Raw genomic sequence first — 26,825 nt, 5'->3', positions numbered from 1 at the left:
AAGAACGATGCCCATATACTCTCTTAAAGATTTCCCTTAATTTTTAATACCAGGTACTAAAACATAATGGAGGTGCTAAAAATGGCAGGTAGACCTCGAAAACTTCTGCATAATTCGAAGAAGAATTACACCAAAGAAGAAATAGTCGAAAAAGAGCGTCAAGAAGCGCAATTAAACAAATTTTCAAAGATAGATTCACATCCACCTGACTTTTTAGATGATATCGCGAAAGAAGAATACCTAAGAATATTACCTTACATGCAAGAATTGCCAATATCAAATTTGGATAAAGCACAACTTTCACAATACTGCAGTTTTTACAGTGATTTTGTAAGAGCAAGTCTGCATTTAGAAGCAACAGGTGGCGTCGTTATTGAAGGAGCGAATGGAGAATCTAAAGTAAATCCTGCTTTTACTGCTAAAGAGAAAGCGGGTACTCGAATGCAACAAGTAGCTAACACGCTAGGATTAACAATCGATAGCCGATTACGCATCGTCGTCCCTGAAGAGAAAGAGGATGATGACCCATTCAAAGAGTTTGTGAGTGACGATTGATGTTAGATTACACAACAATTTATGCACAAAAAGTAGTCAAAGGCGAGATACTTGTAAGTAAGAAGAATTTTAAAGTGGCTGAACGTCATTTGAATGATTTAAAATATCCACCTGAAGGTTGTTATTGGGATGTGGATAAAGCAAATAAGGCAATCAAATTCATCGAGATGTTACCTGACCCTAAAACGAATGAACCTATGCCTTTAATGCTCTTTCAGAAGTTTATCGTAGGGAGTATTTACGGTTGGCGACGTGATGGTGGCTTTAGGCGGTTTACTAAATGTTATGTAAGTATGGCACGTAAACAAGGTAAATCGCTAGTGGTATCGGGAATGTCGCTTAATGAGTTGCTTTTTGGTCAATATCCGAAATACAACCGACAAATATATGTATCATCATCAACTTACAAGCAAGCACAAACGATATTTAAGATGGCAAGTCAACAAATCAAATTGCTACGTTCAAAAAGCGATTACATTCGTAAATCAACAGATGTACGCAAAACAGATTTAGCACATATTGATTCAACAAGCGTGTTCGAACCGTTATCAAACAATCCTGATGCTGTTGATGGTAAAGACCCAACTGTAGCTATACTGGATGAATTGGCAAGCATGCCAGACGATGAAATGTATTCAAGATTTAAAACGGGTATGACACTGCAGAAGAACCCACTCACCCTCTTAATTTCGACGGCAGGGGATAACCTCAATAGTCAGATGTATCAAGAATATAAATACATCTCGAAAATATTATCGGGCGAAGTTAAAGCGGATAATTACTTTGTATACTGTGCCGAAATGGATTCAGAAGATGAAGTGAATGACGAATCACTGTGGATTAAGGCAATGCCGCTTTTAGAGTCTGAGGAACATAGAGACACAATACTGAGAAATATTAAAGCGGATATTCAAGATGAATTAGAAAAAGGTACGTCATTCCATAAGATTTTGATTAAAAACTTTAACCTTTGGCAAGCGAACAAAGAAGATAGCTTAATCAATATTAATGAATGGGAATCAATCGAAGTGAATCGTGATGATTATAGTTTGTACGGCAAAGACGTTTATATCGGTGTCGATTTATCACGACTTGACGACTTAACTTCTGTAGGGTTTATATTCCCAACAGATGATGGTGATATGTTAATCGACAGCCATTCGTTTATTGGATTAAGGACCACGCTCGAACAGAAGTCGAAACGTGACAAGATTAATTACGAAAAATTAATTAATACAGGAGAGGCGGAAGTGACCACATCGGAAAGTGGCATGATTGATTACAAGCGTGTTATTGAGTATATATTCGACGTTGTGGAAGAGTATCAGTTAAACGTAAAAGCGTTGTGTTATGATCCATGGAATGCACAATCATTTGTGACCACGCTAGAATCCATGGTGATTGATTGGCCTCTAATTGAAGTTGGGCAAAGTTTCAGAAGCCTTTCACAACCTATTAAGCAATTTCGAGTATGGGTTGCTGAAAAGACGATTAAACATTTTGGTAATAACCTATTAACCATTGCCGTAAATAACGCTGTTTTAATTTACGACGGAGAGGACAACGTTAAGATTAACAAGAAGATGAATCGACAAAAGATTGACCCTATCATCTCTGTCATAACTGCTTTTAGTGAAGCGAGTATGCATGAATTCGAGGTGGATTGGTCATCAATATATGAAAATGAAGAATTCGGATTTTAAAAGGGGGTGCAATGATGAAATTGAACAAGCTTTTAATACCGTTAAAACTATTGGTTGTTAACATTGTTAGCATCCTTTTTTTATTAGGTTTAATCATAATGAATACCGCAACTTACTTAGCATTTGGGGTTGAGTTAGGACTAGCTAACACAGGCGTTTTCCTAGTGGTTATTGCATTAATCATTGACAACGAATCACGGGAAAGGAGGTGATTAAGTGGGTATCTTCTTAAGAAACGAAAATAGAGATTTACAGTATAACGAAGACGATTTACAAATGATGGTTCAGACGTTACCTGGTTTTCAGGGTACTAATTTAAGACAGTATACGCCTATAGATGCCATTAAGCACAGTGACATTTTTACAGCAGTAATGATGATTGCGTCTGATTTAGCACGTATGCCTATTAGATTAAACGTTAACGGTCAGATTGATTATAGTAATAAGGTTGTTAATTTGCTTAATACTAGGCCGAATTCACTGTATAACGGCTATATCTTTAAATTGGTTGTATTTGCCAATGCTTTATTGACTTCTCATGGTTACGTTGAAATCACGCGTGATAAGTTAGGTAACCCTATTAGTTTAACTTTTAGAAAAACTTCAGAAGTAGAATTAAAATCCGACCGAATGGGACGTCCTTATTATTCACATGAACGTACTGATGATAACGGTAAGTTTATTAGGCGAGACATTAAATATGAAGATATGTTAGACATTAAATTCTATTCATTAGACGGGATTCATGGATTGTCGTTACTTGATACACTGAGCAAGACTATTGATTCTGATAACAATGGTAAGGACTTTTTAAACAACTTCTTACGTAATGGCACGCATGCAGGCGGAATACTTAAGATGAAAGGCGTCTTAAACGATAAAAAAGCAAGAAACCGTGCGAGAGAGGAATTCCACAAAGCGTTTAGTGGTACAAAGCAAGCAGGTAAGGTTGTTGTACTAGATGAGTCAATGACGTTTGATCAGCTAGAAGTGGATACAGAAGTTTTAAAACTAATCCGTGAGAATAAATCGTCCACACGTGAGATTGCCGGTGTATTCGGCATTCCGTTGCATAAATTCGGTATCGAAACTACGAACATGAGCATTACAGACGCAAACTTGGACTATCTTTCAACGTTAAAACCTTACATTACATGTGTGTGTGCAGAGTTGAATTTCAAATTTAATGATGAATACACAGACAAAGTTTGTGAATTTAAATTCGATACGACTGAAATACGTGTAGTTGATGAAAAGACACAAGCTGAAATCGATAAAATCAATATCGATTCAGGCAAAACAAACATTGATGAAGTCCGTAAGCGTGATGGTTTACCACCTATACCTGGGGGTTACGGTAGTATCCATCGTGTTGACCTCAACCACGTGAATATTGCGCTTGTTGATGAGTACCAAATGAATAAATCACGTGGTACTGATAACAAATTGAAAGGTGGTGAGGAAGATGGCAAAGGAAACGAGAATCGGAAATATCACAGAAGTCCGTTCGAATGATGATAATGAAATGGTCATCGAGGGTTACGCTTTGAAATTTGATACCTGGTCAGAGAATTTAGGTGGATTTAAAGAAACTATATCACGTAGCGCTTTAGAAAACACTGATTTATCTGATGTACGTTGTTTAGTAGACCACGTGCCATCACAAATTATTGGTAGAACGAAGTCTGGAACTTTGGAACTTGAAACTGATGATGTTGGCTTGAAATACCGTTGTAAATTACCGAATACAACGTTTGCACGTGATTTATACGAGAATATGCGTGTGGGTAACATCAATCAATGTTCATTCGGTTTTATGTTAGACGAACAAGGCGATGAAATGCGTTTTGATGAAAAAGAGAACATCTATAAACGTACTTTAAAAGCTATTCGTGAGTTAACAGACGTGTCAGTGGTAACTTATCCTGCATACAAAGACACTGATGTTAAACCGGCATTACGTAGCATTGAGAACATTAAAAATGACGAACGCAAAAGAGCGTTAGAGTTAAAACTCAAAAAACATTCAATTACAAATAAGCTTGGTGAAGTTGGACACCATTAACAAATACAACCATTGGACGTGCTTAAAAAGCGACGTCTATTTTTATGCAAAAATTTAGGAGGAATTCAAATGAATAAAAAAGAAATTTTACGTTCCGAAATTTCGGATTTGAAACGTAGTATTGATTTAAAAATCAGATACGCTACACGTGCATTAGACAACGACGAGTTAGAGAAAGCGGAGACTTTAGAAAAGGAAATCGCAGACTTGCGTTCACAAATTCAAGAGAAAGAAGCAGAGTTAAAGAAATTACAAGAGAAAGATAATGAAACAGAAAACGCAAACCCACAACCTGTAGTGGTCGAACAAGAACGTTCGTATCGTCAAGCACCAAACTTGAATGAATTAGGTATTTCAATTCAGGATACTAAAGTGACGTCACAAGAAGTTCGTGATTTTACTAATTATTTAGAAACACGTGAAGACATTAAAGGTGGTTCTTTAAAAACTGATTCAGGATTTGTAGTTATTCCGGAAGAAATCGTAACTGATATCTTAAAGTTAAAAGAAGTTGAATTTAACCTTGATAAGTACGTAACTGTTAAACGTGTTACTAACGGTTCTGGTAAATACCCTGTTGTACGTCAATCAGAGGTTGCAGCGCTTGAAAAGGTAGAAGAATTAGAAGAAAACCCTGAATTAGCGGTTAAACCATTCTTCCAATTGGCATACGACATCAATACACACCGTGGTTACTTCCGAATCTCTCGTGAAGCGATTGAAGATGCGAAGGTTAATGTATTACAAGAATTAAAATTATGGATGGCACGTACAATTGCAGCTACACGTAACAAAGCGATTATTGATGTCATCACTAAAGGTTCTACAGGATCTAAAACAAGTGGTTTCGAATCCGAAGGTGCTAAATTAGAGACTAAGAAAGCTAAATCTTTAGACGACATTAAAGACGCTGTGAACTTAAATGTGAAACCTAATTATGAACATAATGTTGCCATTGTATCTCAAACTATGTTCGCAAAATTAGATAAAATGAAAGACAAATTAGGCAACTACTTAATTCAACCTGACGTTAAAGAGAAAACACAACAACGTTTATTAGGTGCTAAAGTGGAAATCTTGCCTGATGAAATGCTTGGTGAAAAAGGCGACAACAAATTAATTATTGGTAACTTAAAAGACGCTATTGTGTTATTTGACCGTTCACAATACCAAGCGTCATGGACTGATTACATGCACTTCGGTGAGTGCTTAATGGTTGCTGTGCGTCAAGATTGTCGTATTCTAGACAATAAATCAGCTATTGTTATTGAATATGACGATGCTTCAGCAGAAGAAGATTTGCAAGAAATGTAAGAGGTGATTATCATGGCGAAATATAAAGTGCTAACACGTTATAAAGATAAAGTTATCGGTAAAATCTTGGAAGTTGGAGATGAAGTCGATATGACAGTCAAACGTGCAAACGAGGTCAATAAAAAAGGCCAACCTCAAGATGGTATTTTAGAACGTATCGATAATAAGTAGGTGGTTGCAGTGAGTGATTTAGAGTTGTTAAAAAAACATTGTAAAATCGACCATTCTTACGAAGATGATTTGTTGATAATGTATTACGATTGGGCAAAACAAGACATTGCAGACGCGGTTACTGATGATTTAGATTGGCTCGAGAAACAAACGTTGTATAGAGCAGCGGTTTTTCCACTCACTGCATATTATTTTGAAAACCGTCTTGCTTACACTGAAAGAAACCTAAACTACGCACCACACATGGTTTTAAGTGTTGTGCATAAATTGAGGGACGCCTATGCGGTTCAATCCGAACAGATTAAATGAGCGCGTAACTTTTTGTGAGGATGTCAGCCAATCAATTAGAGGATTACCTCAACGACCTATTACAAAAGAGCTGTACAGTTGTTTTGCTTGTATTCAAGATTCTAAAGAGTCCGATACACAAACAAGTTTAACAACAGGCACTCAATTCATTAAAACAGTTATCATACGTGATCCACGTGGTGATTATCAGCCGAATAATAAGCACTATATTATTCATGATGGCGAAAAATACCCGATAAAATACGTTAAAAAGGACTACCAAGACAAATCTTACTTACGTGTTTACTGTGAGGTGGTGCTATAATGCCCGCAAAAATCGAGAAAAATACCGTTGAAGAAGGTTTGTTACGTAAAAAGGTTGAGTTTAGCGCAAATCAAAGTCGAATTCTGAAAGCAGGCGCGCGTGCTTTAATACCGATACTCGTAAAAAATACGCCCAAAAGTGATAGACGAGGTCATGCACGCGACCATATTGCTGTATCTAATGTAAAAACCGACAGAGGTTCGGGAGAAAAATACGTAGACATTGGATATACAAAAGGTTATGCACACCGTATACATGCAACAGAATTCGGAACGATGTATCAAAGACCGCAATTGTGGATTACTAAAACTGAAAAAAGTAATAGGCAGTTAGTGTATAGTGCTATGTTAACTGCGATGAAGAGGTCATTAAAATGAATGTAACCGATAAAATTTATGATGCAATCGTAAGTAACCCAAGTATTACTGTGGAAGATAACGTCTTTAAGTACGTTGTTCCTGAAAACTTCCACACTAAAACAAATCAGCCTATCGTAAGAATTACTCCATTGCCATATAATCCGAACGATTATGCTGACAATGAAGAAATGACGCGTGAGTACGACTATCAAATCGATGTTTGGTGGTCTGAAAACGAACCCGAACAGCAAGCAGAAAGTATTGTGAAAGTATTAAAACAATTAAATTTTAAAGTTTATTACAGAGAACCTTTGTACGAAGTTGAGACTCTAACTTTTAGAGAAATCATTCGTGCAAACGGTTCTCTATTTATTTAGGAGGAAGATTAATGGAAAAATTAAAATTAAACTTGCAACATTTTGCAGAATCAACTGGCGTATCAGGTATCGCTATTGGTGTAACTAACTTTTATTGGGCCCCAATCGAAACTGATACAGATAAAGAATGGAAAGTAAAAAGCGGACACCGTACACGATTCTTAAAAGAAATCGAAGTAGACCGTCCACAAGAAACCGAAGAAGAATACGGTGACAACATTGTTGCTGCAACAGCAGTGTCTAACGGTAAATTATCAGTTAAAACAACATTTGTTACTATCCCTGCCGAACAAAAAGCATTCTTAGCAGGTGCTAAAAAAGGCGAGGGCGGTTTTAAATACGGTGCAAACGATATTCCACCAGATGTTGCGGTTGTGTTTGAACGTACAAATCATGATGGCTCATCCGAATGGGTAGGATTATTCAAAGGTAAATTCACACGTCCAAACTTATCAGGTCAAACAAAACAAGATAAAATCGAGTTCCAAAATGACGAAGTTGAAGGTTCATTTATTGACCGTTTATTCGACGAATCATCACATGTGACTGGATTCGATAAAAAAGGTGAGCATAAAGGACGTGACTAAGTATTTACTGAAACTTTTGGTAAAACGTACGACGAGTTTATTTCTGATTTAAATCAAGAGTTAGAAATTGACGAGGTTGAAAAAAAGATGCCGGGAAAGAACTCTGAGGAAAGCGTTAGAAGTGTAACGCTTTCCAAAGAATCTACAGTAATCAAAAAAGGTATGACAGAACAGTTATCAGCGACTACTGACCCGCAAGGTAAACCAGTTACTTATCGTGTAACACAAGGTAGTCAATTCATCAGCGTTAACGGTAGCGGTTTAGTTACAGCTAATGAAGTAGGTAACGGTGTGGTTACAGCTACTTCAGGAGACCAAAGTGACACTATTAGTATTAAAGTAGAAGATGAATTACAAATGATTTAATTAAGGGGGGGTAATCCCCTCTTTTATTTTTGCGCAAAAATAAAAACGAAAGTAGGAATCTATTATGGCGAGACCATCAATCGAATTAATCACAGGATACACAAAAGCAGGTAAACCACAGACAAAAAAATACTTAGCAAAACCTATCATCACACTATTCGACACAATTCAAGGGACTAAATTAGCAAAAAAAATGCAAAACCTTTACGCAGATTCTGATTTTAAAGAGTTGACGGAAGAAGAATACTCGGTTTTATCAGAAACAGAAAAAGCGGAATACAACGACAAGTTGTTAGAACAAGAGAAGGTAACGCTTGAAATGTTTGATGCAATCGAAGAAATTACGACTTTTATTGCCGAAATGTTCGGGAATCAATTTACATCAGAAGAATTACAAAAAGGTTTAGAGAGTGGAGAAAAAGGTTTTGAAACCCTTTCTGAAGTTCTAGGCACCCTAATTGCAGGAGATGTGGACGAAACAAAAAAGTTCGTGAGCGAGAAAACGAAATAGACCCAGAAGACCTTACGCCAGAGGGACAATATAAAAATTACATGAAACTAGCAAAGAAGTTGATTGAAGAAGGTATGGACCCCGATAAAGTCGCAAACATGCCTATTCACTTCTTTTTAAATATTGTCGCGTCTGAAGTAGAAACAAAGAAAAAGGCCAAAAGTTTTGCAGAAATCTTTGGCTAGAAAGGAGGTTACGCTATGGCAGGACCTATTGGCAATATGGTTATACGTGTTGATTTAGACGGTAGTGGCTTTAATAAAGGTATTGCAGGTTTAAATCGACAAATGAGGCTTGTTTCTAAGGAAATGAGCGCCAACTTATCAAAATTTAGCCGTTATGACAACTCTTTAGAAAAATCTAAGGTAAGAGTAGACGGTTTAACCAAACGCCAACAAGTACAAGCTCAAAAAGTTAGAGAGTTAAAAAATAATTATGATCAGTTATCAAAAGAAACTGGAGAAAATAGTGCAAAAACACAAGCGGCAGCCGCTAAGTATAACCAAGCATATGCCGAATTAAATAAATACGAACGCGAATTAAATGAAGCAACAGCTGAGATGAAACGTTTAGAAACGCAACAACGTGCTTTAAACACAACAATGGGTAAAATAGGTTCTAAATTTAGTCAGTGGGGACCTAAACTACAAGACATCGGTAAAAAGATGCAAGCTGTGGGTAAATCAATGACTCTACACGTTACTGCACCAGTAGTAGCAGGTTTTGGTTTAGCCGCTAAAAAAAGTATAGACTTTGACGACTCTATGCGTAAAGTTAAAGCCACATCAGGTGCAACGAGCGGAGAATTCCAACAACTTCGCGATAAAGCGCTTGAAATGGGTGCAAAAACTAAGTTTAGTGCCAGTCAATCAGCAGAAGCTTTGAATTACATGGCCTTAGCCGGGTGGGATACCAAAGATATGCTTAACGGTATCGATGGCGTCATGCAATTAGCAGCTGCATCTGGCGAAGATTTGGGAGCGGTGTCAGATATCGTTACTGACTCGTTAACAGCATTCGGATTAAAAGCTAAAGATAGTGGTCACTTTGCCGATGTGTTAGCACAAACAAGTTCTAAAGCAAATACAGACGTTCGTGGTATGGGTGAAGCCTTCAAATATGCTGCACCAGTAGCAGGGGCATTAGGATACACTGTGGAAGATACATCAATAGCCATTGGTTTAATGAGTAATGCAGGTATTAAAGGTGAAAAAGCAGGTACAGCATTACGTACTATGTTTACCAACCTTGCAAAACCTACGAAAGCAATGAAAAACGAGATGGAAAAGTTAGGTATATCTATTACAGACAGTAACGGTAAGATGCTACCAATGCGTGATGTTATGGATCAATTACGTGGCAAGTTTAAAGGACTATCAAAAGACCAACAAGCAAGTGCTGCTGCTACCATTTTTGGTAAAGAGGCAATGAGTGGTGCGCTTGCTGTCATCAATGCATCAGATGAGGACTACAAAAAATTAACTAAGTCTATTGATAATTCAACTGGTGCATCCGAACGCATGTCTAAAGAGATGGAAGGTGGTATCGGTGGTTCTATTCGACGAATGAAATCAGCTATTGAATCAATGGCTATAAGCATAGGCGATGTTTTAGCACCCCATATACGTAGAGCGGCAGATTTACTTGCATCTTTAGCAGATAAATTTACCAGCATGCCAGGTTGGGCAAAGACAGCTGTTGTGGGTATAGGTGTTTTCGCTGCAGCTTTAGGTCCATTAATACTTACGATGGGAGCATTTACAGCATCAATTGGTAGTATTATGGGTACATTAGGACCTTTAATGATAGGCATCAAAACAGCAGGCGGTTTAATGGGGTTTTTAGGTACAAAAGCACCATTAGCAGCTAAAGGTTTAACTTTGGTTGGTACTGCATTTAAATTTATGTTAGGGCCAATCGGATTAGCTATTGCAGCAGTTGTAGCAATCGGTACAGCATTTGTGATAGCCTATAAAAAATCAGAAACTTTTAGAAATATCGTAAATAAAGTAATTAATCCAGTTGTAAATGGTTTCAAAAAACTTTGGGGCGTTGCACAATCGGTATTTAATTCATTAAAAAGTTTATTATCTGGTAATACACTACCAACTGTTGACTTACTCTCTAAAATAATGCCTAAAGCAAGCGCTAAGAAAGTCGCATTAACATTACTCCAAATTAGACAAACTTTTAAAGATGCGTTTGGTGCCATTTGGAGTTTTGCTCAAGAGATAGGTAACAAGCTCACTCGTTTTTGGAAAGATAATGGTGACGATGTTACCCAAGCGTTCAAAAATATAGGAGAGTTTTTTAAAGGGTTTTTTATTGAGGCTCGGAACCAAATAGGACCTAATCTAAAAGAGTTTGGCGACTTAATAAAATCTATTTTTAACGGCGTAATTGTTCCAACCATTAAGATTGCCATGAAAGTGATATGGCAAATTATGAAATTTACATGGCCACTTATTAAAGTGTTGATTGTAGATACGTGGGATAATATTAAAAGTATTATTAAGGGTGCTTTAGATGTCATACTAGGCATTGTCAAAGTATTTAGCGGTGTATTTACAGGACAATGGGGTAAAGCTTGGGAAGGTGTCAAACAGATATTTAAAGGTGCAGTTGTATTAATTTGGAACCTTATTCAATTATGGTTTATGGGTAAAATACTCAAAGTCGTTAAAATATTTGGTGGTTTCTTTAAAGGCATTATCAGCAAATCCTTTAATGGCGTCAAAGGCATTATAGGGACATCATTAAAATTTATATGGTCGATAATTAGCACTATTTTTAAAAAGATACTTACTTTTACTAAAGGTATCTTTACTGTTTTAAGAGAGTTTGTTAGTTCGATTTGGCGGAGTATTAAAAACGTCATTACCAATCATGCAAAAGGCTTATTCAACAACATAAAAGGTGTATTTACCGTCCTATATAGATTTACTCGTAGCATTTTTAATAGTTTAAGAAGTTGGTTATCTAATATATGGCGTAGCATTAAAAATACGGTAACACGTTATGCATCAGCCTTATGGTCTAACGTCAAACGTATATTCACAAACTTATTTAACGGCTCACGTAGCATATTTAACCGTTTAAAATCATGGTTGATCAGTTTGTGGTCGAGCCTTAAAAATCGAGTAGTTAATATTGCATCAAGTTTGTGGTCGAATGTTAAACGTATATTTACTAATTTGTTTAATGGAACGCGCAGTATATTTAATCGTGTTAAATCGATAATAGTCAATATTTGGAATTCTATTAAACGTAGTGTAACTGGAATTGCATCTAGTTTATGGAATACTGTACGACGAACTTTTAATAATATGGCTAACGGATTAAAGTCTATTATTGGAAGAATTAAAAGTCACATTGGTGGCATGGTAAGTGCAATCAAACAAGGTTTAAACGGCTTGATTAAAGGTCTTAACTGGGTAGGTTCTAAATTAAGCTTACCTAAAATACCTAAATTATCTACAGGGACTCAACGCATAAACAGACATATACGCACTACATCTGATGGTCGATTAAAACACGGCACTATGGCAGTTGTGGGAGATAAAGGTCCTGGTAACGGCAGTGGTATTGATGGTCGTCGTGAATTAATTCAATACCCTAACGGACGCACAGCTTTAACTCCTGCAAAAGATACAACAACATGGCTTCCTAAAGGTTCACGCGTCATCAGCGGTAGTATGCGACAGCAATATGAAGAAGCAGAAGGCGCAGGTATGTATCCGCGTTTTAGCGTAGGAACGTGGCTTGGTAAATCTACAAATTGGCTTGCTGACAAAACCGGAGCAATAGGTAGTGCAATAAAAAATAGCGCTAGTTGGCTTACAGACAAAATCGGTGATGTTATGGACTTTATTGATAGTCCGGGTAAACTTTTTAACAAAGTAATGTCTCTGATGGGTGTCGATTTTGGAAGTCTGACAAAAGGCATGGGCATTGTCGGTCAAATTGCACGTGCTGCATTTGCAAAAATCAAAAAAGGAGCAATTGATTGGATTAAAGGCGGATTCGACGCACAAGCGGGAGACGGCTCTGTATTTGATGGCTTTAGAATATTACAACCATATTCAGCACCACCGAAAGCCCCTAACCCTAACTATCCATTTAATGGCGGTGTCCATCACGGTGTTGACTATGATACACCAGTCGGCACACCAATTCGTACGCCTATGGGCGGTCGTGTTAGAAGTTGGTACGATAATTACGGTGGTGGTAAAGCTATTACTGTGCAAAAAGGTCGTACTTTCCTATGGTTTATGCACTTATCTGAACAGTTGCGTAGAACAGGTGAACAAATTAAGGCAGGTCAATTAATCGGTAAATCGGGTAATACTGGTTCTATGACAAACTACCGACACTTGCATTTTCAGGTCAATCAAGGCGGGGAAGCAAATAGATTTTCTACAGACCCGATTCCTTGGTTACGTAAAAATGACAAAACTGGTGGCGGTAAAGGCTATCCTGCCGGCTCAGGCGCAGCGTATGCGAGTCGTGTTATCAGTCAAGCTCAACGTATATTAGGTGGTCGATATAAATCAGACTGGGTACATCAACAAATGATGCGTCTTGTAAAACGTGAATCAAATTACCAACCTAACGCTGTAAATAATTGGGACATTAACGCTCAGCGAGGTACACCGTCAAGAGGATTATTCCAAATGATTAAACCGACTTTCGATTACTATGCTAAGCCAGGATATACAAACTTTAACAATCCGTTACACCAAGCTTTATCATCTATGCGTAATATCGCAAGGAAATACGGTGGTATTTATGGTTTTAATGGAGCATTTAAACGTGCTGCAGACTATGCATATGCAACAGGTGGCAAAGTGTACAACGGCTTGTATCATCTCGGTGAAGAAGGTTATCCAGAATGGATTATTCCAACTCATCCATCACGTGCAAGTGAAGCTGCTAAATTACTTGCATTAGCAAGTAAGGATATTAGCAAGAATAAACGTCCTAAAAACTTTAACAGTGGTAGTATCGGCAACGATGATACCCGTAATAGCAAGTTAGAAAGCAAGTTAGACACAATGATAGGTTTACTTATCAAGTTAGTTGGTAGTAACGATACAATTGCTGACAAAGATTTTAGTCCAGTTATCGACAACTTTGGATTAAGCGATTTTATCAATTCAACAGTGGATAAACGTGAACGTAACAATTCACGTAAATCAAGATTTAAGCCAGGAGGTGCATTGATTTAATGAACGATACAGTAATAGTAAACGGCAGGACACTTCCATGGTTATTTGTGCAAAGAGGGTTTAAAATACCCTCTTTTAATTTTGAAATAAGTACAGAGAAAGTGGAAGGTAGACCGGGTTCTGTTTTTAAACGTAAAGGACTGAACGAATATCGGTTCGATTTACATTTAGTCGTCCACAATGATTTTTTATCAAGTGGTGGCGTTAAAAATCACGACTATATTTTAGAAGAACTTGTTAAATTCTTTAATTATGATGAGCCTGTTAAGTTGCAACTGAAATCAAAAAAATGGTACTGGAATGCTTACTTTGAAGGCCCATTAGAAGTGAATAGCAAAACCGAGAACAGTATTAATGTGGTTACTGTAAAAGTTGTTTTAACAGACCCATATAAGTATGCGATTGACGGTAGTAAAAACACAGCTATCAGTGATCAAGTAAGTTTAGTTAATAGCGGTACAGCTGACACTCCTATTCTTGTGGAGGCAAGGGCTTTAAATAACGCAAACTATTATATGATTACAAAAAAAGATGAAGATTACTTTATGATTGGCGATGATGATGTTAACAAAGAGTTGAAAGACTACTCGCCAAGTATTTTAAGTGATGAATCACGTACATTGAGTGGTTGGAATAAACAATCAAATATCAACTTTACTGATAACCACACAGGTGGCGCAGTAGGTGGTAGTTTCAGCCAATCATCTACTAAAGAAAGCTTTGTATTAAACACAGGTTCTGTAAGTGGCAGCGGTTGGAATGGTGCAATGTATAAACGTCAATTTAGTAAGCAGGCACAAGACTTTACCACAACTGTAAAGATAGGTGTCGGTCAACGTAAAAAAGGTGCTATACGGTTTGCACAATACGTTTATGATTCAGATAATCGCGTCATTGCATCAATCGGATATACTAATCCAAACGCTAACCAAGCCATTGGTCGTATCATTGTGACGTTATTTAATCAATCAGGCGACCAACAAGTAATATACAACTACAAAAACAATCCTAAGTTATACAAGATGGATGATTTTGTAATCTACATCAAACTTACACGTAAAGGTAATGTGTTTACTGTAAAAAGTTGGAAATATAAAGAGTTCCCATACCCCGAACGTAAAAAGGCGTTTGACGAAGATGAAAAATCTTTTATAGACAGCGGCGATTTTTATAAGCGCCCAGTCATCGCAGCGTCTTTATATATTGCAAAGAATGGCAACAACAACGTAATGCCATTATATATTTTTGGTACTTATACACGTGAGTTATTACCTAAACCAGTTGGGGCTAGGGATATGATTATTAAAAAAGGCGATTTAATCAGTATCGATATGGCAAATAAAAACGTTTTTGTCAACGAAGAACCTATGCTTTCAGAAAAGACGTTCGGTAGTGACTTTTTTACTGTCGATAGAGGACATACTGAATTAATCATCTATCCTACTGGTATTTTTGATACTACAGTTAAATGGCAAGACAGATACTTATAGAAAGGAGGTTAGATCTTGATACATGTAATGAATTTCAAGGGCGAAATCATTGATTATATATCTAGAGATGATAACGCGTTAGTCAAAGCGGTACATCACAGAAACATCAATGATCGCACAGAAACTTTTGATTTTACAATCTTATCCGAACGTACGATAAACATGCAGGAACGTAACCGCATTATCATACAGGATAAAAACGGGCAGTATAGAGAGTTTATCATCGACCACATCTCACAAGATATCGATGGGTATACTGAAATCGAAACAGTAGCATCGTATTTAGAAGATATTGCAAAAGCTAAACCTTACGCCCCACATAAATTTGAAAAGATGACGACTAAACAAGCCTTATCTGATGTGTTAAAGGATACAGGTTGGTTGGTGTCAGACGCTACTGAATATGGTGGTATCCGTACAACATCATGGATGTCCTATCAGACACGTTACGAAGTGCTTTTACAGCTATGTACAACATATAAGATGATGGTCGATTTTTATATCGAAATTGGTAGCAACAGTGTTGAAAAACGTTATGTAGTGTTACGTAAACGTCAACCATTGTTTAACGGGAAAGAAATCACATACGGTAAAGACTTAACCGGTTTGAAACGTACGGTTGATTATTCGGAAGTTAAAACTGCGTTACTATGTGTCGGCCCCGAAAAAGAGGGAGGTAAACGTATAGAGCTCATCGTTAAAGATGACGATGCGCAAGCACGCATTGGTTTGCCTGGTCGCTATAATTGGGGAATTTATGAGCCTGAAACTGATGATGAAAATATGACAGAGGCACGTTTACGTACATTAGGGACAACTGAACTCAACAAACGTAAAAAAGAAGCAATCAGTTATGAAGTGACAGCGTTAGATATACAAAAAGCTTACAGTCATGAAGTTGTTAATCTCGGCGATATGGTACGTATTAAGAACCGCGATTTTACACCACCATTGTACGTGGAAGCAGAAGTTATATCTGAAGAGTACGATATGATTGCCGAAGATGTGGTATATGGTTTTGGCGAGTATGTGGAGTACCGAGAAAAAGGTTTACGTGATGAATTCACTAAAAAACTCGACGACATCAGAAGTAAATTGAACGATAGTATTAGTAATATTAATACGATTGTAAAAGACAGTGTGGATGGACAACTTCAATATTTTGAAAGAAAAATATTTAAATCTCCTACTCCTCCTGAAAATCCAGTAAATGATATGTTCTGGCTTGACACAAGTAATCCAGACGTTGCAGTGTTACGTAGGTATTGGAATGGAAAATGGATAAAATCATCACCTGAAAAGCCTGAAGACATCGGTGCAATTAGTAGGGAGCAAGCATTATTTAGTGAATTAAAGAATACTTTTATCAATTTAAATATTCAACACGCTAGGCTTTTGTCAGAGGCTACACAACTGCTGAATAGTGAGTATCTAGTAGATATGGATTTAAAAGGAGACCTACAAGCAAGTCTTGACGCTGTGATTGATGTTTACAATCAAATTAAAACAAATTTAGAATCAATGACTCCTGAAACTGCGACAATAGGTAAACTGGTGGATACGCAGGCGTTGTTTCTTGAATATAGAAAAAAACTACAAGATTTTTATATAGATATAGAGGATGTAAAAATTGCGATAGATGAGAGGTTCAAACTACTCCAATCACAGTACACCGATGAAAAGTTTAACGATGCAATGACCGGGATTGCTAACGTTCTACCTAACGGACACTGGAACCCCGATACTAAGCAATTGACGAGTGATATACCGAATAAAGATGATTTAGAACAACTACGACAAGCATTAATCCTTAAACAAAATGAAGGGTTAGGCTCATACAATCAAAAACTAGAAGAGCTACAAAAAGAGTTTAAAAACCTAGAAAATGGCATGGAGTTAGCCGTAAAGAAAACCATCAAAGAGATAAACAGCTCAGATGATGAAAAAGCTGTCTATGAAAACATCTATACTAAGATAACTGAAAACTCTGCAAAGATACAAGCTTTTGAAGATAAGATTGACTTAAAAGCTAATAGAGATGAAATCACTCAAACATTAAACAGTCAATTAGAGCCTTTAAAAAATAATATTAAACAGCAGGCTTCTCAAATTGAATTGTTGCCTGACAAACTAACCGAGACGGTGTCTAACAAAATCTATGAAACAACCATTTCTGGTTTGGTGCAAAGATTGGCGGCAGAAGAGTCAAAACGAGAAACGTTAGCTAATCAAATCAACGATACCGTTTCTATACAACAATACCAAGCAGGTATACAAGAGGCTAAGGAATATGCAGATGAACAACTCGAAGATGTAGCAAATAATCCTGGAATCAAAGCAGGCATACAAAAAGCGAACGAAGAGGCACAAGAATCGTTAAAAGAATATGTTAGAGCGCAGGATGAGCTAAGAGTACAAGAAGCGCAGGCATATGCTGATGGTAAGGTTTCGGAAGAAGAGCAGCGCGCTATACAAGACGCTCAAGCTAAACTTGAAGAGGCAAAACAAAACGCAGAGCTAAAGGCTAGGAACGCTGAAAAGAAAGCTAATGCCTATACAGACGGCAAAGTCAAAGAAAGTACGGATGCACAGAGGAAAACATTAGCTCGCTATGGCACTCAAATCATACAAAATGGTAAAGACATCAAATTAAGAACCACTAAAGAAGAGTTTGATGCAACCAATCGGACACTTTCTAACATATTGAGTGAGATTGTCCAAAATATTACAGACGGTACAACTATTAGATATGATGACAACGGCGTAGCTCAATCTTTAAATGTAGGACCACAAGGTATACAACTTAACGGTGATAAAATTAATCTAAATGCAAGCAGACAGTTTAATTTACTTGTAGCTGACATGCGTAATAAAGTTGATAAAAACAGCGTTGTGTCGTCTATTAATGCATCGCCTGAAAGAATCGATATTAATACTCAAAATATCGGTATACGTGGCGGTTCAGGACAATCTTATGTAGATATTAGGAATGACCAGATAGAGTTATCTGGGCACTTTAATAGAACATGGCGTGGTGACACACAAAGGGATTACGTTTATACAAGGTTGAAAGACGGTCATCTACGGTTCAGAAATAACAATCAAAACCGTTCTCTTTACTATTCCGACTTCGGAATATCCACATACCTAGATGGAGAAGGCGACGGTTCATCAGGTACGTTGCAATTCTTTGATTACACGTACAGTGATAATGCACGTGGTGTCACATTAAACAGCTCAAGTGGTGTTGTTGCACTACGGTCAGATAATAACAGGGTTGTTTTAGAAGCAAGCAATACAGTTAACATCGAAAGTAAAAATTACTCTATTTATTTAAGACCAATGAGTTCCTCTCGTTTAGGTAGAAATGAATTTCAATTTTGGGTCAAAGATAACGATGCAGCACGTGATACTGATGGTGTTTTAAGTTACGGTTCAATTACAAGTGGTTCTAGTTATGGCAGTGGTATACGCTTTGATAAATCTGCTAACACAAACTATGTGTACGCCACTAATAATAATGGCGATATAGGAACTGGAGATTTCTACGCAAACAGGCTTCTTGGCGATTGGACTGCTAAAGGCGATAATGTCTATGCTTGTGTTGATGATAAGTTACGTGTAACTGACAAAAGAGGTTACAACAACGGGGACCCTACCTATAAAGATTTGCAAGTTAAAGACATTCAAGCCAACAGTATGCGTGTCAACACAGGGGCTAATTTTTATCTTGGAGTAACCACAGGAGAATTAAGGGTTACAAACAACCTATTGTACAACAGAGGTAATATTGGATATAAGCCGGTACGTGCTTCGGCATTTAACAATGCGTCGTTAGCAGAATATAAAAAGGATATTAAACTTTGGAATTACGATGCATTGAGTGTTATAACCAACGATTTAGAATTGTATCAGTACAAATATAAAGATGATAGTGATCAATTACTTCATAGAGGTGTAGTGATTGGCGACGGCTATGCGACACCTTCAGAGTTTATATTTGGAGACGGAGTGAATTTGTATGAAATGTTGACATGGTCGCTTAGAGCAATACAACAGTTAAACGATAAAATAAACAAACTGGAGGAAGATATAAATGAACAACTTACAAGCTAATCCACAAATAGCATTAGATTATCTATCGCAGGAAGTAGCAAGGCTTGCACAAGAAAACGCAATGTTAAAGGCAATTATTCAAGAACAAAATAACGATAGTAAAACGTCTGACGAATAAACGTTAGGCGTTTTTATTATAAATAAAAAAATTAGGAGGAATTATCATGGAACAAATTACAGAATTTTATTTAGTTGAGGTTAATTCGCAAGGAGAAGAAAGTTGTTTAATGCAAAACTATTCAAACAGTTTTGTACGTGGTGCGTCACCAAATAGCGCATACAAATTTAAAGATGAAGAACAGGTTAAAAAAGTATGTAGTATGCAAAACGTGCTTGCTAGCATCTTTAACAACGGTACTAAAACGTACTATGTAAAGCAAGACATTACACGTAACAGTTTTGATGAAAAAGGCGAACCATATACAGCTAAAAAAGAGTAGGTGGCATGATGTTTGGTTTTATCAAACGACGGGAGCATGAATGGCGTATTTTACGTCTGGAAGAAAATGATAAAGACATGTTTAAAAAACTAGACAACATTGAACATAGTCTTAGAACGCAAGAAAAGGTTTACGACAAGCTTGATAGGACTTTTGAAGAATTAAAACGCGATAGATTAAAAGATGAGCAAAATAAAAAGGAAAACGCCAAAAACATTAAAGACTTGAAAATGTGGATGCTGGGTGTTATAGGCACGATTGCAAGTACGATCGTTATTGCTATTCTACGTACATTTTTTGGCATTTAAAGGAGGTGATTGTTATGAAATTTGCGTACAGTTTTTGGAGTTGTTTTTGGTTTGGTAAATGCAAACGATAACTAAAGCGGATTAAGTCGACTATTAGCGTAGTCGGCTTTTTATTTTGCTAAAAAAGGAGATAACAATATGAAAATTAATTGGACAAATCGACTTAAAAATGGAGCAACTCTATCTGCTTTGATAGGGTTGCTTTTTTTATTAGCTAAACAAGTTGCTGACATTTTCGGCGTCGATATTTCCGACCAACTACAAACAGCCAGTGGCATTGTAGGCACGATTCTAACGCTCTTAGCCTATTTGGGTGTTATTACCAATCCAAACACAAAAGGCGTGTCTGACGCTGGCATAGACATGCAATTGAGCAAACCACGTGATCAAAACAAAATTCCAGTCTCTTTTGAAGAAGATAGCAATAGTAAAACCCCGAAATTTTACGATACATCACAACCTTTTACAGACGACAGCACAGACGTTGTCTTTGATGTCAACCAGTATGACGCAAACGAAAGAGAAAGAGGGTTATAACATGGTTGCTAATCTTTCTAAAAAAGAATTCCTATCTTTTTTAAATTCAACGGAAGGCAAACAGTTCAACGAAGATGGGGTTTTTGGCTTTCAATGCTTCGATTATGCAAACACTGGATGGAAAAAGCTTTTTAACCATATGCTAATGGGACAAGGTGCAAAAGATATACCATTTAACTCTATCAACAAAAACCACTTTAAAACAGAGGCGAAAATTTATTCAAACACGCCTGAATTTTTAGCAGAACCCGGCGACATGGTGGTTTTTGGTTCGAATTATGGCGGTGGCTATGGTCACGTTGCGTGGGTCATTGAGGCGACACTAGATTACATTATTGTACTCGAACAAAACTGGTTAGGCGGTGGATGGACTGACAATATAGACTATCCTGGTTGGGGTTGGGAGAAAGTAACGCGTCGTAAGCATGCGTACGACTTTCCGATGTGGTTTATCCGACCTAATTTTAGACCAGAAGGCGTTCAAAAAACAGCGCAATCCGTTACTAATTCAAAAGAAAAAGCCGTTAAGCAACCGCAAAAGCAACCTAAAAAATTGACTTACATCCGTGATGAGATAAAAGGTTACAACATGGATAAACGCGGTTATAAACCACGCGGTATCGTTCTACACAATGACGCAGGTAGTGCAGGGGCAACAGCAGAGGCGTATCACAACGGATTAGTTAATGCCGATTACAACCGTTTAGAAAGAGGCGTCGCACACGCATACATCAGCGGTAACACGGTGTATCAAGCTATACCAGAGGGCAAGGTGGCGTGGCATGTAGCTAATCGTGCAGGTAACCACGACTATTATGGTATCGAGATATGTCAATCTGTTGGTGCAACCGATAAACAATTTTTGGCAAACGAGCAATCAGCTTTCCAAGAATCGGCACGAATGCTAAAAAAATGGGGATTGCCTGCCAACCGTAATACAGTACGTTTGCATGTTGAGTTTTACAATACAGCTTGTCCACACCGTAGCATGTTATTACACACAGGTTATGATCCAACAACAAAAGGTATCGCGCCAGAGTCAATGCAATTAAAATTGAAAGATTACTTTATTAAGCAAATACGCGCTTACATGGACGGTAAAGTACCAGTAGCCACTGTATCAAACAAAACGAGTGCTAGCAGTAACACAGTAAAACCAATTGCAGGTGCATGGCGAGTAAATAAATACGGTACTTACTATATGAAAGAAAGCGCCACTTTTGTTTGTGGTAATGAACCGATTAAAGTTAGAACTGTTGGACCGTTTACCACTTGTCCAGTAGGCTATATGTTCCAGCCTGGTGGCTGGTGTGAGTATGACGAAGTGATGTTACAAGACGGTCATGTTTGGGTTGGTTATGACTGGCAGGGTCAACGTTACTACTTACCCATACGCAAATGGAATGGTGTAGCCCCACCGAACCAAGGTTTAGGCGATTTATGGGGAACAATTAAATAGAGTGTGTTATAATAATTTTTCCAATAGTAATAATTGAGGGTAGTCGTATTGCCTGCCCTCTTTTTTGTTTTAAGATAGTTGTGTAACTTAACATTAATATGTTACAGTATAAGCAGGGAGTGTTCTTGGGAGAAGCTCTATCACATTATGTGAATACCTTTTAACTCTGGACAAGCAGATTATTCAATAACTCTTTTAATTATAAGAGGGCGGTCATTGCGACTGCCCTCTTTTTTTATGCTATAATACATATAAATTACCGGTAACCAATCCGGCTTTATTTACCACCACCTATACTAGTTAAGGGTGGTTATTTTTGTTTACAAAACTTTTATACAGGTATATTATTAGTAATAAAGTCTTTTTTAAGAAGGAGGGGAAAATATGACGTATAGTATTAATACGATTGCGAAATGGTTTGTAGAGAATAACATTACAAGCAGTGAAAACAGCTACGACGGGAATTTAACATTAAATAAACTTATTTATTTTGCAGATGCGATGAATTACGCAATCAACAACAAACAATTAGTAGATGAAGTACCAGTAGGATTTGCTAACGGCCCGGTGTATCAATCTGTGTATATTGATCATAGATACCGTACTTTAGCATCAATCAATTCGGATGAGGCTGAAATTTCTGAAGAAACTTTAAAATTGCTTAGAATTGTTAAATTCGCATTCGGATCATACAACCCTCAATATTTATCAGAATTAACACATGAACAAACTCCATGGAAAAATAAAGAGGAACTGTGCAAAAAAAATTTTATCAATCCGCAGCTTAGTTTTGAAGACTTAACTGATGATGAAAAATCTGATTTAATTGAAATATATAATATGTACGGAGATATGAATTTAGACAATTATGTGATTGACAGAATAGGAAACAATGTTTTTGTGTATGATATAAATACTAACCTAAATGAAGATGATTACATGGAACTACAGCAACTAAAAATTGAGAAAGATAGTATCTTTATTGAAAAAATTGGCGGAGAATTAGTGTATGCATAACGGTTCGGTATTTATAGCAAAAATAAAATTTAAAAGAGATAACAGCCCTAATATAAAACCCCGTCAATTTATTGTTGTTAGTAGTGACAATGGATATTTATATTTTCTGGAGACTGAAAGCGTTATTAACAAAGTAAAATTCAACGTTTCAAATATTAAGCATTCAAGGTTGAAATATCATATTTTAACATCTGAAGAAAGTTGGAAATGCGGATTTAAAGTTAAAACAGCGGTGAATTGTTATGAATTGTTTTATTGTGAATATTTTTCGGAAATTTTGTCCTTAAAACACAGAGACCTACCTATTGATATTTTAAAAGATATACAAGAAAAAGTAAGGTTGGTTAAAGAAGCCGAATTAAATATTGAAGATTGTAAAATAAGCAAACACGAATTGATACGTTTTAATCCAAAGTTGAGATAAAAAACAGATATATTAACAATCGTTGTATAATTGAGTAACAGCATAGGCTGTCTATATTAAGGTCGCTGAAGAGATTCTAAACGTATTTTTAAATAAATAGTCCTTACTAAATAACCGCATCCTAACTGATGCGGTTATTTTATATTATTCCCACACCCCATCGGTGTGGTATTTTTTTATGCCTAAAATTAATTATGACAAATGTCATAGTATAATATAGACATAAGGTAATCAAAGGTATTAAAAGCAACATGAAATCTAGTACCTTACGTAAAAAAAGCGGAGGTAGCTTAATATGAGAGGAACAATTGAAAGACTATTAAACAGCAACTTATCCAGCAACAGCATCGCGGTGCACACAGGTGTATCGCAAGCAGTTATCAGTAAATTACGTAATGGCAAGAAAGAGGTAGGCAACTTAACGCTTAACAGTGCTGAAAAATTATACAATTACCAAAAGGGGTTGGAAGTAATGGATAAAATCATCAAATTAGACAACAAAAATGATGTAGAATTAGTTGATAGCTTAGGTCAATTCTTCACAGAAATTGAGAACGATAATAACGGTCGTTACAATGTCGAATACGTTTTGTTGAATGAAGTGGAACATGACGGCAACACGTATTACGAAGTGGGAATATTTAGAACCGAAGAAATTCCGTTTGGCGAAAAGGTTACTCAAGATAATGTTGAATTGCTAGAAGATGAATGGCTCGAAGTAGATCAGTCGGGCGAGAATTATATCGAAAGCGTCTTTTTCGAAAATGAAGAAGATGCGAGAGAGTATATCAAATTAGTTCTGAAAGGTAACAAAAACTTTGCTGACGCTGCAAAAGCAGTCGGCTTGATTAAATAATAGAGTAAAGAGGGGCTGTTTGCCCCTCTTTTTTTATGTATGGTTCGTAACCATAGCCACTTTGCTCGTTCCTTATTTATTTATATTTCTTTGTAAATCAAAAGAATTAAAAGCTGTTGGAAAAGCATCCGTCGTTCCAACTACTTTTGCAGTAAACGAACCTTTACTCTTCGGTGCACCGATTATCTTAAATCCAGTATTTATGATTCCTTTTATCATTACGCCTATTATTAATTCATGGATTTTAAAATTCTTTGTTGAACAATTAGGGATGAACGGTTTTATGCACTTACTTCCATGGCCTACACCTGCACCGATTGGTATATTCATGGCTAGCAACTTTGCGATGCTTTCTCTTGTCTTAATTGCCGTATTATTGATAGTAGATTTTATTATTTGGTATCCATTTGTACGTGCATACGACAAAATCAAGCTTGATGAAGAACACAGTACTGTAACTGCTGAATTAAGCAGTGATATGAAATCTGTCTCTGATACAATGACTGAACAAGAAAATGAATCCTCACATGACCAACAGATTCACACCTTTAGCGCCAATGTTTTAGTCGTCTGTGCAGGTGGCGGAACAAGTGGTATCCTAGCTAACGCACTTAACAAAACAGCAAAAGAAAAAGGCGTTCAGTTAGAAGCAACCGCTCGTGCATATGGTCAAGACATGGATTTGATTCGTGACATGGATGTTGTAATCCTTGCACCACAAATGGATTCAATGAAAGATGAAATGAAGAAAATAACGGATCAATATGATGCGCAACTAATGACTACAACTGGACGTGAATACATTGCCTTAACACGTGACGGAGATGCGGCATTAACAAAAATAGCTAATTTGATTCGTCAGAAAAATCAAACAAAATAAATATAAAGGAGCGATTTAAATGATAGCATTACCTAAAACTTTTATCTTAGGTGCCGCAACGGCAGCATATCAAGTTGAAGGTGCAAGCAAAGAAGATGGGAAAGGTCGCGTTTTATGGGATGCATTTCTAGAAAAAGAAGGGCGATTTAGTCCTGATCCAGCGAGTGATTTTTATCATCGTTACGAAGAAGACATCCGTTTAGCTCATGAACATGGCATTACAGCGCTGCGGATTTCGATTGCATGGTCACGCATATTTCCACATGGAAGTGGCGAGCCGAATGCTAAAGGAGTCGAATACTATCGTAAAGTATTTGAAACATGTCTTCGATACAATATAGAGCCTTACGTTACTTTGCATCATTTTGATACGCCTGAAACATTGTTTTTACAAGGAGACTGGCTCAATAAAAATCAAATTTCAGCATTTGAGGATTATGCCGCTTTTGTTTTTGAAGCATATCATGATATCATTAAACATTGGATAACGATAAATGAACCTATTGCCTATGCACAAGGACAGTATCTTTCTGGTGCGTTTCCGCCAGGTGAAAAGTATGAGCGACTAAAATGTGTCCAATCTCAACACAATCAACTCGTTGCACATAGTCGTGTTGTCAATTTGTTTAAAGAGAAAGGCTATCAAGGTGAAATTGGACTCGTACATGCATTAACACAATTTTATAGTATTGATCAACAACCTCAAAATATTGAAGCAACACGTAAACATGATATTTTCATGAATGGGTTCATGTTAGACGCAACATTTTTAGGATATTATACGGATGAAAAACTAACAACAATAAAAACTATATTAGCAGATGAATTTGAGCAATTAGATATTCGAAAAGAGGAGTTGGATACCCTTAAAATTGCAGCACCGCAACTTGATTTTATTGGTATAAATTATTATCAAAGCAATTGGATTCAATACCATCAGGATGAAAGCTATATTTTTCATAATGGAACAGGTGATAAGGGGACTTCTGTGTATCGCATCGCGGGCATTGGTGAAGTCGTCAAGAATGATAAAATTCCAACGACCGACTGGGATTGGTATATTTATCCAGAAGGTCTCTACGATATGATTCAACGGATTCAAAATGATTATCCAAATTATAAGAAAATGCTCGTAACAGAAAATGGACTTGGTTACAAAGATCAGTGGATTGATGAAGAAACACCTATCAATGATCAAGTACGTATTGACTATATAGCAACTCATTTAGAAGCAATTAGTAAAGCGATCAAAGAAGGTGCACGTGTCGACGGTTATTTTGTATGGTCACTACAAGATATGTTTAGTTGGTCAAATGGTTATAATAAACGGTATGGACTATTCTATATTGATTTTGAAACGCAAAAAAGATATGTCAAAAAAAGTGCATTATGGTATCGTGAATTAGCAAAAGCGATTGCACAACAATCTTAACATACGTAAATAAGAGA

Annotated in this window: 26 protein-coding genes and 1 pseudogene; all 27 read left to right on the top strand. The window is 36.8% G+C overall.

Going from position 1 to position 26,825, the window contains the following annotated elements; genetic code table 11:
* Window positions 1–81: 81 nt before the first annotated feature.
* Complete coding sequence (locus C1H58_RS00645) at window positions 82–555, top strand: phage terminase small subunit P27 family (protein WP_019165882.1); 474 nt, start codon at window positions 82–84, stop codon at window positions 553–555.
* The gene (locus C1H58_RS00640) at window positions 555–2,258 is read left to right on the top strand and encodes a terminase large subunit (protein ID WP_165544997.1); all 1,704 of its coding nucleotides are present in this window, start codon (window positions 555–557) and stop codon (window positions 2,256–2,258) included. The genes C1H58_RS00645 and C1H58_RS00640 overlap by 1 nt, the downstream gene beginning before the upstream one ends.
* A 216-nt stretch (window positions 2,259–2,474) precedes the next feature.
* On the top strand, window positions 2,475–3,773 hold the full coding sequence (locus tag C1H58_RS00635) for a phage portal protein (protein ID WP_347563063.1): 1,299 nt from the start codon (window positions 2,475–2,477) through the stop codon (window positions 3,771–3,773).
* Window positions 3,724–4,323 (top strand): HK97 family phage prohead protease, encoded by a 600-nt coding sequence (locus C1H58_RS00630; protein ID WP_026067013.1) that lies wholly within the window; start codon window positions 3,724–3,726, stop codon window positions 4,321–4,323. The genes C1H58_RS00635 and C1H58_RS00630 overlap by 50 nt, the downstream gene beginning before the upstream one ends.
* A gap of 69 nt (window positions 4,324–4,392) precedes the next feature.
* The gene (locus C1H58_RS00625; RefSeq protein ID WP_165544996.1) at window positions 4,393–5,637 is read left to right on the top strand and encodes a phage major capsid protein; all 1,245 of its coding nucleotides are present in this window, start codon (window positions 4,393–4,395) and stop codon (window positions 5,635–5,637) included.
* 12 nt (window positions 5,638–5,649) lie between these two features.
* Window positions 5,650–5,808, top strand: a complete 159-nt coding sequence (locus C1H58_RS00620; RefSeq protein WP_165544995.1) for a hypothetical protein — start codon at window positions 5,650–5,652, stop codon at window positions 5,806–5,808.
* Between the two features lie 9 nt (window positions 5,809–5,817).
* Window positions 5,818–6,117: a head-tail connector protein gene (locus C1H58_RS00615; protein ID WP_126496174.1), complete on the top strand. Its 300-nt coding sequence runs from the start codon at window positions 5,818–5,820 to the stop codon at window positions 6,115–6,117.
* Window positions 6,089–6,421: a phage head completion protein gene (locus C1H58_RS00610; RefSeq protein ID WP_126496173.1), complete on the top strand. Its 333-nt coding sequence runs from the start codon at window positions 6,089–6,091 to the stop codon at window positions 6,419–6,421. The genes C1H58_RS00615 and C1H58_RS00610 overlap by 29 nt, the downstream gene beginning before the upstream one ends.
* Complete coding sequence (locus C1H58_RS00605; protein WP_165544994.1) at window positions 6,421–6,798, top strand: HK97-gp10 family putative phage morphogenesis protein; 378 nt, start codon at window positions 6,421–6,423, stop codon at window positions 6,796–6,798. Before C1H58_RS00610 ends, C1H58_RS00605 begins: the two co-directional genes overlap by 1 nt.
* A complete protein-coding gene (locus C1H58_RS00600) occupies window positions 6,795–7,157 on the top strand; it encodes a DUF806 family protein (RefSeq protein WP_165544993.1) in 363 nt (120 codons plus the stop codon). Before C1H58_RS00605 ends, C1H58_RS00600 begins: the two co-directional genes overlap by 4 nt.
* 11 nt (window positions 7,158–7,168) lie before the next feature.
* A complete protein-coding gene (locus C1H58_RS12270; protein WP_242680202.1) occupies window positions 7,169–7,744 on the top strand; it encodes a major tail protein in 576 nt (191 codons plus the stop codon).
* Window positions 7,745–7,831: 87 nt separating this feature from the next.
* Window positions 7,832–8,110, top strand: coding sequence for an Ig-like domain-containing protein (locus C1H58_RS12265; protein ID WP_242680200.1), 279 nt, complete (start codon window positions 7,832–7,834; stop codon window positions 8,108–8,110).
* Between the two features lie 64 nt (window positions 8,111–8,174).
* Complete coding sequence (gene gpG / locus C1H58_RS00590) at window positions 8,175–8,621, top strand: phage tail assembly chaperone G (protein WP_126496170.1); 447 nt, start codon at window positions 8,175–8,177, stop codon at window positions 8,619–8,621.
* Window positions 8,622–8,662: 41 nt separating this feature from the next.
* Window positions 8,663–8,806, top strand: a complete 144-nt coding sequence (gpGT, locus tag C1H58_RS00585) for a phage tail assembly chaperone GT (RefSeq protein ID WP_164905402.1) — start codon at window positions 8,663–8,665, stop codon at window positions 8,804–8,806.
* Between the two features lie 15 nt (window positions 8,807–8,821).
* Complete coding sequence (locus tag C1H58_RS00580) at window positions 8,822–13,849, top strand: phage tail tape measure protein (RefSeq protein ID WP_165544992.1); 5,028 nt, start codon at window positions 8,822–8,824, stop codon at window positions 13,847–13,849.
* Window positions 13,849–15,339 carry a phage distal tail protein gene (locus C1H58_RS00575; protein WP_165544991.1) on the top strand — a complete coding sequence of 497 codons (1,491 nt, stop codon included), beginning with the start codon at window positions 13,849–13,851 and terminating at the stop codon, window positions 15,337–15,339. The genes C1H58_RS00580 and C1H58_RS00575 overlap by 1 nt, the downstream gene beginning before the upstream one ends.
* Window positions 15,340–15,354: 15 nt before the next feature.
* Entirely contained in the window at window positions 15,355–19,455 is a 4,101-nt protein-coding gene (locus C1H58_RS00570; protein ID WP_165544990.1) for a phage tail spike protein, read from the top strand.
* Window positions 19,436–19,573 carry a hypothetical protein gene (locus tag C1H58_RS00565; protein ID WP_165544989.1) on the top strand — a complete coding sequence of 46 codons (138 nt, stop codon included), beginning with the start codon at window positions 19,436–19,438 and terminating at the stop codon, window positions 19,571–19,573. The genes C1H58_RS00570 and C1H58_RS00565 overlap by 20 nt, the downstream gene beginning before the upstream one ends.
* Window positions 19,574–19,619: 46 nt before the next feature.
* Window positions 19,620–19,895 (top strand): hypothetical protein, encoded by a 276-nt coding sequence (locus C1H58_RS00560; protein WP_165544988.1) that lies wholly within the window; start codon window positions 19,620–19,622, stop codon window positions 19,893–19,895.
* Window positions 19,896–19,903: 8 nt separating this feature from the next.
* Entirely contained in the window at window positions 19,904–20,203 is a 300-nt protein-coding gene (locus C1H58_RS00555) for a DUF2951 family protein (RefSeq protein ID WP_126496185.1), read from the top strand.
* 138 nt (window positions 20,204–20,341) lie between these two features.
* Window positions 20,342–20,740 (top strand): phage holin, encoded by a 399-nt coding sequence (locus tag C1H58_RS00550; protein WP_165544987.1) that lies wholly within the window; start codon window positions 20,342–20,344, stop codon window positions 20,738–20,740.
* Between the two features lies 1 nt (window position 20,741).
* Window positions 20,742–22,199: an SH3 domain-containing protein gene (locus C1H58_RS00545; RefSeq protein ID WP_165544986.1), complete on the top strand. Its 1,458-nt coding sequence runs from the start codon at window positions 20,742–20,744 to the stop codon at window positions 22,197–22,199.
* A 384-nt stretch (window positions 22,200–22,583) separates the two neighbouring features.
* Entirely contained in the window at window positions 22,584–23,216 is a 633-nt protein-coding gene (locus tag C1H58_RS00540; protein ID WP_165544985.1) for a Panacea domain-containing protein, read from the top strand.
* The gene (locus C1H58_RS00535) at window positions 23,209–23,640 is read left to right on the top strand and encodes a hypothetical protein (RefSeq protein WP_165544984.1); all 432 of its coding nucleotides are present in this window, start codon (window positions 23,209–23,211) and stop codon (window positions 23,638–23,640) included. Before C1H58_RS00540 ends, C1H58_RS00535 begins: the two co-directional genes overlap by 8 nt.
* A 295-nt stretch (window positions 23,641–23,935) precedes the next feature.
* Window positions 23,936–24,115: pseudogene (locus tag C1H58_RS12180) on the top strand (hypothetical protein); the annotation flags it as partial.
* A 400-nt stretch (window positions 24,116–24,515) separates the two neighbouring features.
* Window positions 24,516–25,376, top strand: coding sequence for a PTS lactose transporter subunit IIBC (locus C1H58_RS00525; protein WP_242680198.1), 861 nt, complete (start codon window positions 24,516–24,518; stop codon window positions 25,374–25,376).
* Between the two features lie 19 nt (window positions 25,377–25,395).
* Entirely contained in the window at window positions 25,396–26,808 is a 1,413-nt protein-coding gene (lacG, locus tag C1H58_RS00520) for a 6-phospho-beta-galactosidase (RefSeq protein WP_165544983.1), read from the top strand.
* Window positions 26,809–26,825 lie beyond the last annotated feature (17 nt).

It is taken from the genome of Staphylococcus sp. 191 (assembly GCF_011174885.1).
Lineage (GTDB): Bacteria > Bacillota > Bacilli > Staphylococcales > Staphylococcaceae > Staphylococcus > Staphylococcus coagulans.
This window is presented reverse-complemented; position numbering and strand designations above follow the sequence as displayed.

What these genes read in the sequence shown, in the direction of transcription:
- C1H58_RS00645 (WP_019165882.1), top strand. Translation starts at nt 82, where the DNA reads ATGGCAGGTAGACCTCGAAAACTTCTGCATAATTCGAAGAAGAATTAC.
- C1H58_RS00640 (WP_165544997.1), top strand. Translation starts at nt 555, where the DNA reads ATGTTAGATTACACAACAATTTATGCACAAAAAGTAGTCAAAGGCGAG.
- C1H58_RS00630 (WP_026067013.1), top strand. Translation starts at nt 3,724, where the DNA reads ATGGCAAAGGAAACGAGAATCGGAAATATCACAGAAGTCCGTTCGAAT.
- C1H58_RS00625 (WP_165544996.1), top strand. Translation starts at nt 4,393, where the DNA reads ATGAATAAAAAAGAAATTTTACGTTCCGAAATTTCGGATTTGAAACGT.
- C1H58_RS00620 (WP_165544995.1), top strand. Translation starts at nt 5,650, where the DNA reads ATGGCGAAATATAAAGTGCTAACACGTTATAAAGATAAAGTTATCGGT.
- C1H58_RS00610 (WP_126496173.1), top strand. Translation starts at nt 6,089, where the DNA reads ATGCGGTTCAATCCGAACAGATTAAATGAGCGCGTAACTTTTTGTGAG.
- C1H58_RS00605 (WP_165544994.1), top strand. Translation starts at nt 6,421, where the DNA reads ATGCCCGCAAAAATCGAGAAAAATACCGTTGAAGAAGGTTTGTTACGT.
- C1H58_RS00600 (WP_165544993.1), top strand. Translation starts at nt 6,795, where the DNA reads ATGAATGTAACCGATAAAATTTATGATGCAATCGTAAGTAACCCAAGT.
- C1H58_RS12270 (WP_242680202.1), top strand. Translation starts at nt 7,169, where the DNA reads ATGGAAAAATTAAAATTAAACTTGCAACATTTTGCAGAATCAACTGGC.
- C1H58_RS12265 (WP_242680200.1), top strand. Translation starts at nt 7,832, where the DNA reads ATGCCGGGAAAGAACTCTGAGGAAAGCGTTAGAAGTGTAACGCTTTCC.
- gpG (WP_126496170.1), top strand. Translation starts at nt 8,175, where the DNA reads ATGGCGAGACCATCAATCGAATTAATCACAGGATACACAAAAGCAGGT.
- gpGT (WP_164905402.1), top strand. Translation starts at nt 8,663, where the DNA reads ATGAAACTAGCAAAGAAGTTGATTGAAGAAGGTATGGACCCCGATAAA.
- C1H58_RS00580 (WP_165544992.1), top strand. Translation starts at nt 8,822, where the DNA reads ATGGCAGGACCTATTGGCAATATGGTTATACGTGTTGATTTAGACGGT.
- C1H58_RS00575 (WP_165544991.1), top strand. Translation starts at nt 13,849, where the DNA reads ATGAACGATACAGTAATAGTAAACGGCAGGACACTTCCATGGTTATTT.
- C1H58_RS00565 (WP_165544989.1), top strand. Translation starts at nt 19,436, where the DNA reads ATGAACAACTTACAAGCTAATCCACAAATAGCATTAGATTATCTATCG.
- C1H58_RS00560 (WP_165544988.1), top strand. Translation starts at nt 19,620, where the DNA reads ATGGAACAAATTACAGAATTTTATTTAGTTGAGGTTAATTCGCAAGGA.
- C1H58_RS00555 (WP_126496185.1), top strand. Translation starts at nt 19,904, where the DNA reads ATGTTTGGTTTTATCAAACGACGGGAGCATGAATGGCGTATTTTACGT.
- C1H58_RS00550 (WP_165544987.1), top strand. Translation starts at nt 20,342, where the DNA reads ATGAAAATTAATTGGACAAATCGACTTAAAAATGGAGCAACTCTATCT.
- C1H58_RS00545 (WP_165544986.1), top strand. Translation starts at nt 20,742, where the DNA reads ATGGTTGCTAATCTTTCTAAAAAAGAATTCCTATCTTTTTTAAATTCA.
- C1H58_RS00540 (WP_165544985.1), top strand. Translation starts at nt 22,584, where the DNA reads ATGACGTATAGTATTAATACGATTGCGAAATGGTTTGTAGAGAATAAC.
- C1H58_RS00535 (WP_165544984.1), top strand. Translation starts at nt 23,209, where the DNA reads ATGCATAACGGTTCGGTATTTATAGCAAAAATAAAATTTAAAAGAGAT.
- lacG (WP_165544983.1), top strand. Translation starts at nt 25,396, where the DNA reads ATGATAGCATTACCTAAAACTTTTATCTTAGGTGCCGCAACGGCAGCA.